The following is an 823-nucleotide window of genomic DNA, read 5'->3' as shown; positions in this document are numbered from 1 at the left end:
ACAGTATACTGTCATGCTTTCACTATCCATTATGTACGATTAAACCGTCAGGTCTAAAACGACTCATCATAATTTCATTAATAAACTTTCCGTGAGCCTTCAAATTCCCTATCTTTACTCCCTCTTCTACAAATCCGAATTTTTCATATAGAGTTTTCGCTTTAGGATTCGTTTCTAAAACACCAAGTTCCACTCGCTCTAACATTAACCAATTATCAGCCAAATCCAGCATTTTTGTAAGAAGTGCTTTCCCAATGCCTTTATTATGATATTCACTGTCTACGCCGATAAATAAATCGCCTGAATGTGATCTTCTTCCTGGACTTTGTGTTAAACCAACAAAACCTACAACTTCTCCTTCAAATTCTGCAACAAATTCAAATTGATTTGGTGCTAAATTTCGAATTCTATTTTCCATTGCATCTACACGCATGCTAGGTAAGAAAACCATATAAGGTAAAACATCATCTTGTATGCATATACGATGAATTGCTCTAGCATCTTTTATTTCTACCGCTCTAACTTTGATCCCCATTTTGTTCCCTCCATATAAATACACAATACATTTCTCATTCTAGAATGCTTTATAAAACCCCTTCTCCTGTGTATTTCTTTATGTTATTTTTACACAATTATTTCGATATAACATTCAATTTAAGAACAGCTTTATCTACCTAACCTAACTACTAACTAAAATCAAGTTAACTTTTTACTTTATTATATAACTCAAGTAGCTTTTCAATTTGAATCCCATTTATTTTCATACCGGTTATATCACAATTTTTTATTTCAATATTTTTCAAATTACTATTATGTATTGTAC

Annotated in this window: 1 protein-coding gene and 1 pseudogene; both read right to left on the bottom strand. The window is 31.6% G+C overall.

Annotated features, from left to right (window positions below):
• Positions 1 to 22 precede the first annotated feature (22 nt).
• A complete protein-coding gene (locus tag DN390_RS30470) occupies positions 23 to 535 on the bottom strand; it encodes a GNAT family N-acetyltransferase (protein ID WP_147809358.1) in 513 nt (170 codons plus the stop codon).
• A gap of 166 nt (positions 536 to 701) precedes the next feature.
• A pseudogene (locus DN390_RS30465) lies at positions 702 to 823 on the bottom strand (GNAT family N-acetyltransferase); the annotation flags it as partial.

The sequence above is a fragment of the Bacillus sp. SH7-1 genome (assembly GCF_008042405.1).
Taxonomy (GTDB): Bacteria; Bacillota; Bacilli; order Bacillales; family Bacillaceae_G; genus Bacillus_A; species Bacillus_A thuringiensis_N.
The sequence above is the reverse complement of the archived record's forward strand: the minus strand, read 5'-3'. Positions and strand labels throughout refer to the sequence as shown.